The sequence below is a fragment of the Rhodococcus sp. P3_B8 genome (genome assembly GCF_056402775.1).
In genome coordinates this window covers 1-7,806 of record NZ_JBFUGT010000302.1, presented here as the reverse complement: position 1 = coordinate 7,806, position 7,806 = coordinate 1, and the positions used below count along the sequence as shown (strand labels likewise).

Genomic DNA, 7,806 nt, shown 5'->3' with positions numbered 1-7,806 from the left:
GTTGAGGTGGATACCGAGGTCCCGTGCGATCGGAGCCAGTGTTCCGRGGAAACGCGCCGTCGCAGCCAGCTGTTCCGTCCACGCCACGTCGGTGCGGAAGCGGTCGTATGCCCAGCGGCCGCGGTACGCCGACTTGTAGTTCGCGGTGGCCACCCAGAGCTCACGGCAATCGATGGCGGCGCAAGCTTCCATCATCCGGCGGAAGCCGAGGACGATGTCACCGTCGCCGACGGCGCGCAGCTCCGGCGCCTCCGGGTTCGCGTAGGGATTGACCTTGCCCAGACCGGTCTCCAGGTACATACCCAGTTCGTCTGCCTTGGATCGGATGTCGCGCAGTTCAGCGGCGTCCAGGGCCGGACTCATATCGAGTACGGTCCGGAAGAACAAGCCGGCCATACCCAGTTCGTGGGCGTGTTCGAGGCTGTTCACGGGACCCCGAGTGCGGCTTTCGGGAATCTTGCGTCCGTCTACACCAATTCGCATGTCTACCTACTTCCGTCAGGGATGATCGATGTAATGAGAGGCCGAGACTCGACGGCCTCACGGCAGAGTCAGGACGCCACCGGGGATGGTTCGCCCGGCACGTGCCAGATCCGGGTCGGGAACCGGCACCGCCTCGAGCAGTTCGCGGGTGTATCGGTGACGCGGAGTGGAGAACACCTGCCGGGTGGGCCCTTCCTCCACCACCACGCCGGATCGAAGGACCGCCACCTGAGAACAGAGTTGCTGCACGATCGCGAGATCGTGCGCGATGAACAAGATCGTCAAACCGAGCTCCTCGTGCAGGGACGCCAGCAGGTTGATCACCTGTGCCTGTACCGAGACGTCCAGGGCCGACACCGGTTCGTCGCACACGAGCAACCTCGGGCGAAGGATCAGGGCACGCGCGATGGCGATACGCTGCCGCTGTCCACCGGAGAACGTCGCCGGCAATCGGCCCATCGCATCCGGGTCGAGACCCACCTCGATCAGGGTCTGCGCGACCCGCTCGCGCCGCTCCGCGCGGGTACGGGCCAGCCGGTGCACGACGAGTCCCTCGCCGACGATCTGCTCCACCGTCATCCGAGGGTTGAGGCTGGCGTACGGATCCTGCGCGACCAACTGGACGTCGCGACGAAACCGGCGCAGCTCTCCGCCCCGGAGCGCATGGACGTCACGCCCTTCGAAGGTGGCGGTCCCGGAGYCCGGTCGCTCGAGCCGAACGATGCACTTGACGAGCGTGGATTTGCCGGAACCGGATTCGCCGACCAGCCCGAACGTTCCGCCCTCTGGTACCGACAGGTACACGTCATCGAGCGCCTTGCTGCCGCGGGATCCTCCGAAAGACTTGTTCAGAGCTCGGATGTCGAGAAGAGGTGTCCCGTTCATCAGTTCCCGCTCCCTTGATCGAGATGGCAGGCGAGACGTCCGCCGTCAGCGGTCGCCGTCGTCGGTGGGGTTTCACTCGCGCAGCGCTCCATCGCGACAGGACATCGCGGATGGAAGGGGCAACCGGCGGGCCGCAGCGCCGGTGACGGAGGCGCACCGGGAATGGTGGTCATCCGCGAAGGATGAACATCCAGCCTCGGCACCGCAGCGAGCAGTCCTGCGGTGTAGGGGTGCAGAGGGTCCGCGAACAGTGCCCGGACCGGACGATCCTCCACGATCCGCCCCGAGTACATCACCGCGACACGGTCGGCGAGTCCGGCGACGACCCCGAGGTCGTGCGTGATCAACAGGAGGCCGAGCCCTCGTTCACGGGTGACCTCGTCGAGCAGATTCAGCACCTGTTGTTGCACTCGGACATCGAGTGCGGTCGTCGGTTCGTCGGCGATCAGAACTTCCGGCTCACCGATGAGGGCCATCGCGAGAACTACCCGTTGCCGCATGCCCCCGGAGAATTCGTGCGGATAGGCGCCGAGTCGTTCGTGCGCACGCACCACCCCGAGTTCGCTCAGCACCTCGGCAGCCCGCCGCAGTGCGTCCTTCTTCCTGATGCCGCGTTGCCGGAGTGGCTCGCTCACCTGTGCGCCGATCGACTGCAGCGGGTCGAGCGCACCCATCGGGTCCTGGAACACCATCCCGATGCGATTGCCCCGGATCGTGCTGAGGCGGCGTTCGGTCTGCGCCAGGATCTCCGTGTCGCCCAGCCGAATCGAACCGCCGATCGTCAGTGAACCGTCCAAACGCATGAGTGCGCGTGCCGTCACCGACTTTCCCGAACCCGATTCGCCTACCAGAGCCACGCGCTCGCCCGCCGCCACCGTGAGATCCACGCCGTCCACCAACCGGACGGACGTGCCGCCCGGCTCCGTGTCGATGGTCAGCCCGGAGATCTGGAGAAATGCCGTGCGCTGAACTGTTTCTGTCGTCATGTTCGATCACGCTCCTTGTCGTGCAGGGTCGCGCCGCTCGTGCAACATGTCACCGAGCAGGCCGAAGGCCGCGGCCGTGATGACGATCGCGATGCCCGGCACGAGTGCAGCCCACCAGGCCGTCGACAGGTAGTCACGTGCGCCGGCGACGGCCGCGCCCCACTCCGCGCTGGGCGGCTGCGCGCCGACACCGATGAACGACAGACCCGCTAGCACCAGAACGGTGTTGCCGATGTCCCCTGCCCATTTGACGGTCATGACGTCGAGCGAGTTCGGCAGCACGTGCCGTGTCATCAGGCGCCATCGACCGACCCCGAGGACCACTGCGCCGTCCACGAACGGCGACGCCATCGTCTCGCGCATCACCCCGCGCAGCAGTCGCGCCGTGTACGGCCAGCCGGTGGCGATCATCGCGATCAGGGCGCTGCTCAGGCTCGGACCGAGTGCAGCGGCGATACCCAGTGCCACGACGAGTCCGGGAAGAGCGAACCCGATGTCCGTCACTCGCATGCAAGTTTCGTCGACCCACCGTCCGCCGACCGTGGCCATCGTGGCGAGAACCGTTCCGATGAGCGAGTACGCGGCGACGACCAGAACTGCGGACAGCACCGACGACCGGGTGCCCGCGATCGTGCGCCACAGAACATCGCGCCCTTGGTCGTCGGTCCCGAGCCAGTGTTCGCTGCTGGGAGCGGTAAGGGCGTTCGCGATATCCGACCGGTAGACGGATTCCGGTGCGACCCAGGGACCGGCGACGGCGAGCACCACGATCACGGCGACAGCACCGACGACGACGACGTCGAGAAGTCCCCATCTCGATCGGCGTCGACGCCCGCGAATCGAGGCGGATCTCCATCGGCCGACCACTCCAGTCACTCCGGTGACATTCGCTGCAATACTCATCGGACTCACTGCACCTTTCCGGGTGTACGCAGCCGGGGGTCGTGGGCCAGCTGGAGCATGTCCACGATGAAGTTCGCGACGACGACGATCACGCCGACGACGGTGACGGTGCCGATGACCGCGGTGATGTCCTTGCGACTGACCGCATTGGAGAGGTAGTCGCCGACCCCGGACAACCCGAACACGGACTCGACGAAGATCGCGGAACCGACGAGCATGCCGATCTCGATGCCGATGATGTTCAGAAGCGGTCCGGTCGCGTTGGGAAGTGCATGCCTGGTCCACAGACGCAGGGTTGGAACACCTTTCGCTCGGGCAACGGTCATGTGATCGCGGCCCCGGACCCGGAGGAGATCGGCACGGAGAGCCCGGAACATCTGTGCGGCGACGGCGACGGAAAGCACGAACGCGGGCAGCATCAGATGCTGAAACGCATTGCTGAACGCGGCGAAGTCTCCGGCGAGGGTGGCGTCGACGAGTGTCATCCCCGTTCGGTGCGGGACCTCGACGCCCACCGAGATACGTCCCGAGATCGGCAGGATCTGCAGCCACGAGCCCAGCACCCATTGCAACATCAGCGCGAGCCAGAAACCGGGAAGCCCGAATGCGACGATCGCACCGACGCGGCTGACCTTGTCGAATCCTCCTCGTGATCGCGCCGCTGCGATCGTCGCCATCGGAACCGCGAAGGATACCGCGAGCACCATTGCGAGAAAGACCAATTCGAGCGTTCCGGGTAGTCGCGCGAGAACGTCGTCGAGCACCGGCTGGCGGGTCGAACTCGAGGTGCCCAGATCGCCGTGGAGCATCCGGCCGAGATAGTCGAAATACTGCCTGGCCGCCGGCCTGTCCAGTCCCAGCTGACTACGCACCTCTTCCACCTGGTCCGGAGTGGCGCTCTCCCCCGCGGCCACCTGCGCTTCGTCCCCGGGAATCACCTTGGTCATGGCGAAGACGATGGTGGCCARTCCGACCAGGGTGAGGAGCGCCGCGCCCAGTTTGCGGCCGAGAAACGCCACCGGCGCCGTGAGGCGATGTACGGCGCGAGGCATGTCGAGTGTCGTCATCGGGTACTCCCTCACGCCACGCGGATCGCGGGAACCCAGACTCCGCTGCCCACGACCGCCGGACCGACACCGGTCACCCTGTTGCTGTGAGCGGTGGTCTGCCCCAGGGTGTACATGTTGACGGCCACCGCGTCGTTGCGAATATCCTCTTGAGCCTGCTTGTACAGGTCACACCGCGCCCCGGCATCGGATGTCTCGGCCGCGCGGCCGAGCAACTCGTCCACCGTGGGGTTGATGTAGCCGGACTTGTTCGTTCCGACCTGGTCCGACTTGTAAGTCTTGACGAGCATCACTCCGGGATCCGGGTACTGCGCGAAGTCGGTGGCGAGCATCATCTGCGGAATCGAGTCGGGCGATTTCAGAGCCGACAGATAATCCGCGTACGCGATGGGCTCGAGATCCAGCGTGACACCGATCTGCGCGAGGTTGGACTGCAGCAGCGTCGCCTCGCGTTCCTGCTCCTTGAAGACGGGCTGGAATTTCATGGTGAGGGTGAGGTCGGACATTCCGGCGTCGGAGAGCAACTTCTTCGCCTGTCGGAGATCCTGCCCATAGGCGGGCATCTCCGGCCGGCACGAGAACTGTCCAGGCAGCGGGCCGGTGGCGATGCTGCCGTTGCCACCACGAATCGTGGCGAGGCCACCGGTGTAGTCGTACGCCAGCTGGATGGCCTGTCGTACGGCCTTGTTCGCCGTCGGCCCGTTCATCACGTTGAAGAAGATGTTCGCCTGAAGGTTGACGGGCTGACTCTGCACCGTCACGCCGGAGAAGCCGTCCAGCGCCTCGGCGTCGGCGTTGGTGAGCCCGAAGGACACATCGATGTTGCCTGCCTTCAGTTCCGCACTCTGCGTGGCGCTCTCGTCGATTCGCCGATAGACGAGCGAGGCCGGACGACCCGCGTCGCCCGCCCAGTAGTCGTCGAACCGTGTCAGCGTGTACGTGTCGGCACCGCCCGGGCCTGCCAGGAAGTAGGGCCCGGACCCGGCATCGTGGCCCGCGAGATAGGCCTGACCCCGGTCGGTCCCCTCGTTGGCTTTCACGAGGGCCGAGTTGAGGATGTAGATCTTCGAGAGAGCGCCCAGGAACAGCGAGTTCGGTTCCGTCAGTTCGATCGTCAAGCTCTGCGGACCGGTGACCGTGGTACCCAGGTATCCCGTCATCTGACCGGCAATGCCCTGTCCCAGCGCCGCCGTCCGATCGAGCGTGTAACGGACGTCCTCGGCGGTGACAGGGGCACCGTCGTGGAAGGTCGCCGCGCGCAAGGTCATCTGGATCGATCGCGCATCCGGAGACGGGACGAACTCGGACGCAAGCTGACCGACGATCTCGTTGTCGGCGTCATAGGTGACCAAGGTGTCGTACAACGCCTGGTCGACGAAGTTCGTCTGAGCGTAGTCGGCGCGAATGGGGTCGAGCGTGGAGATCTGATTCTGGTAGGCCAGGACGACGGGGCGGTCGCCCGGTCCGCCATCTGCGTCGGTCCTGGCTGCGCTGGTGCACGCCACCAAGGAGGAGGTGACCGCCAGGCCGATCAGCGCGTACCCGAAACCCTTGCGAGCAAGCATTTTTCGTTCAGTGGACACGGGAATCCTTCCGCATGGAGAGGGTAGTTCCGAAGCTTTCGACGAAGTGAGCGGCGACCGAATTGCGCCACACTGCGCTGCCGGGCCGGATGTATATGGTCTACCAAGTGCGGAACCCGAGCGCCAAGCGTGGAGCGTTACATTCGGGTTAATCCCTCTGACCAGCACTGTCGTGAAACGCGTCCGGTGGTCGACTTCAACTTGGTATGCCATGATCGGTTCATGACGGTGAACCTGAACGGCGAGATCGGGGTCGCGACATCCACGATGTCGCCTCTGGGCACGGGCGTGACCGGCGGACTGTCGGACGTGCCACTCCCGAAGCAGATCTATTCCGTGATTCGTGAGCGCATCATCTCGGGCGCGTATCCACCCGGCAGTCGCCTGCGGGAGCGCGAACTGTCGCAGGAGTTCGACGTCTCGCGGGTCCCGCTCCGCGAGGCGTTGCCCCAGCTGGAGTGGGACGGTTTCATTCAGATCCTGCCGCGGCGGGGCGCGGTCGTGACTCAGCTGTCGTTACGCGACATCGAGGAACTGTTCGACGTGCGGTTGGCGTTGGAACCGTACGCGGCACGATGCGCAGCCGAGAACGTCGCTCGGGGTGCATCCATGGAGGCGCTGCTGTCGACGATGTCGCGCACCGAGGAATTGATCGGAAACGACGAACCCCTCCTGATCCCGGCAGTCAACGCGCGGTTCCACATGGACGTCGTCGAACTGTCCGGCAACAAGCTCCTCGTGTCGGTGATGAATTCGCTGATGGGCCGGGTCCACTGGTTGTTCCGGCTGACGTGGCACCACAATCCCGCGGTGTCGTGTGCGGCGCACCGGGAACTCGTCGAAGCGATCCGCAGCGGAAACGGGAGACTCGCGGAAGCCAGCGCGTTCGCTCACATCGAGCACGGGCGCAAGCCGACGTTGGAGCGCCTCGCGCCGTCCCTGCCCGCAACCCTGTAGGTTGCCGCACCACCTACCCGTCGCCCGATGTCACATCGGTTCGATCTGACGGAACCGCGGTGACATCGGGCGACGGGTCAAGCGAAGAAGAGCGCGGACTACCGAACCACGTCCCGGCGGACGATGGTCTCGTCGCGGCCGGGGCCGACGCCGATGCAGGAGATGTACGCACCCGACAGCTCCTCGAGGCGCAGGACGTAGTTCTGTGCGTTCTTCGGGAGTTCCTCGAACGTCCGGGCGTGCGAGATGTCTTCCCACCAGCCGGGCATTTCCTCGTAGATCGGCTTGGCGTGATGAACGTCGGTCTGCGACATGGGCATCTCGTCGTACCGCACGCCGTCGACGTCGTAACCGACACAGATCGGGATGGTGTCGAGGCTGCTGAGCACGTCGAGCTTGGTGAGGAAGTAGTCGGTGATGCCGTTGACACGCGTTGCGTAGCGGGCGATCACGGCGTCGAACCATCCGGTGCGACGGGCACGGCCGGTGGTGACACCCACCTCGCCACCGGTCTTGGCGAGGTATTCGCCGTTCTGGTCGAAGAGTTCGGTCGGGAACGGGCCCGAGCCGACGCGGGTGGTGTACGCCTTGAGGATGCCCAGCACCGTCGTGATCTTGGTGGGTCCGATGCCCGAACCGACCGCTGCGCCACCGGACGTCGGGTTGGACGACGTCACGTACGGGTAGGTGCCGTGGTCGACGTCGAGGAGCGTGCCCTGCGAACCCTCCAGCAGCACCGTCTCACCGCGCTCGAGTGCCTCGTTGAGCTGCAGGCGCGTGTCCGCGATGCGGTGCTTGAAACCGTCGGCCTGCTCGAGCACCTCGTCGACGACCTGCTGCGGGTCGAGGGCCTTGCGGTTGTAGATCTTGACGAGCACCTGGTTCTTGAACTCGAGTGCCGCCTCGACCTTCTGGGTGAGGATCTTCTCGTCCAGCACATCC

At 65.3% G+C, this 7,806-nt stretch carries 8 protein-coding genes; 1 reads left to right on the top strand and 7 read right to left on the bottom strand.

Annotated features, from left to right (window positions below):
- The 6 genes from AC1D1G_RS38120 to AC1D1G_RS38095 all read right to left on the bottom strand — a co-directional run.
- Positions 1-483 (bottom strand): apurinic/apyrimidinic endonuclease family protein (locus AC1D1G_RS38120; RefSeq protein ID WP_477956177.1); only part of this gene is annotated, 483 nt, incomplete at its 3' end.
- 57 nt (positions 484-540) lie between these two features.
- Positions 541-1,368: an ATP-binding cassette domain-containing protein gene (locus AC1D1G_RS38115; protein WP_477956176.1), complete on the bottom strand. Its 828-nt coding sequence runs from the start codon at positions 1,366-1,368 to the stop codon at positions 541-543.
- Positions 1,368-2,354 carry an ABC transporter ATP-binding protein gene (locus AC1D1G_RS38110; RefSeq protein ID WP_477956175.1) on the bottom strand — a complete coding sequence of 329 codons (987 nt, stop codon included), beginning with the start codon at positions 2,352-2,354 and terminating at the stop codon, positions 1,368-1,370. Before AC1D1G_RS38110 ends, AC1D1G_RS38115 begins: the two co-directional genes overlap by 1 nt.
- A gap of 6 nt (positions 2,355-2,360) precedes the next feature.
- Positions 2,361-3,257, bottom strand: a complete 897-nt coding sequence (locus tag AC1D1G_RS38105; protein ID WP_477956174.1) for an ABC transporter permease — start codon at positions 3,255-3,257, stop codon at positions 2,361-2,363.
- A 5-nt stretch (positions 3,258-3,262) separates the two neighbouring features.
- Positions 3,263-4,324 (bottom strand): ABC transporter permease, encoded by a 1,062-nt coding sequence (locus AC1D1G_RS38100; protein WP_477956173.1) that lies wholly within the window; start codon positions 4,322-4,324, stop codon positions 3,263-3,265.
- Positions 4,325-4,335: 11 nt separating this feature from the next.
- Positions 4,336-5,907, bottom strand: coding sequence for an ABC transporter substrate-binding protein (locus tag AC1D1G_RS38095; protein ID WP_477956172.1), 1,572 nt, complete (start codon positions 5,905-5,907; stop codon positions 4,336-4,338).
- Between the two features lie 222 nt (positions 5,908-6,129).
- On the opposite strand from AC1D1G_RS38095, the gene AC1D1G_RS38090 reads away from it, so the two are divergent.
- Positions 6,130-6,864, top strand: a complete 735-nt coding sequence (locus tag AC1D1G_RS38090) for a GntR family transcriptional regulator (protein ID WP_477956171.1) — start codon at positions 6,130-6,132, stop codon at positions 6,862-6,864.
- A gap of 98 nt (positions 6,865-6,962) precedes the next feature.
- Here the strand turns inward: AC1D1G_RS38090 and AC1D1G_RS38085 are convergent.
- Positions 6,963-7,806: adenylosuccinate synthetase (locus AC1D1G_RS38085; RefSeq protein WP_477956170.1), on the bottom strand; the 844-nt coding region annotated here is incomplete at its 5' end.

What these genes read in the sequence shown, in the direction of transcription:
- AC1D1G_RS38110 (WP_477956175.1), bottom strand. Translation starts at nt 2,354, where the DNA reads ATGACGACAGAAACAGTTCAGCGCACGGCATTTCTCCAGATCTCCGGG.
- AC1D1G_RS38105 (WP_477956174.1), bottom strand. Translation starts at nt 3,257, where the DNA reads ATGAGTATTGCAGCGAATGTCACCGGAGTGACTGGAGTGGTCGGCCGA.
- AC1D1G_RS38090 (WP_477956171.1), top strand. Translation starts at nt 6,130, where the DNA reads ATGACGGTGAACCTGAACGGCGAGATCGGGGTCGCGACATCCACGATG.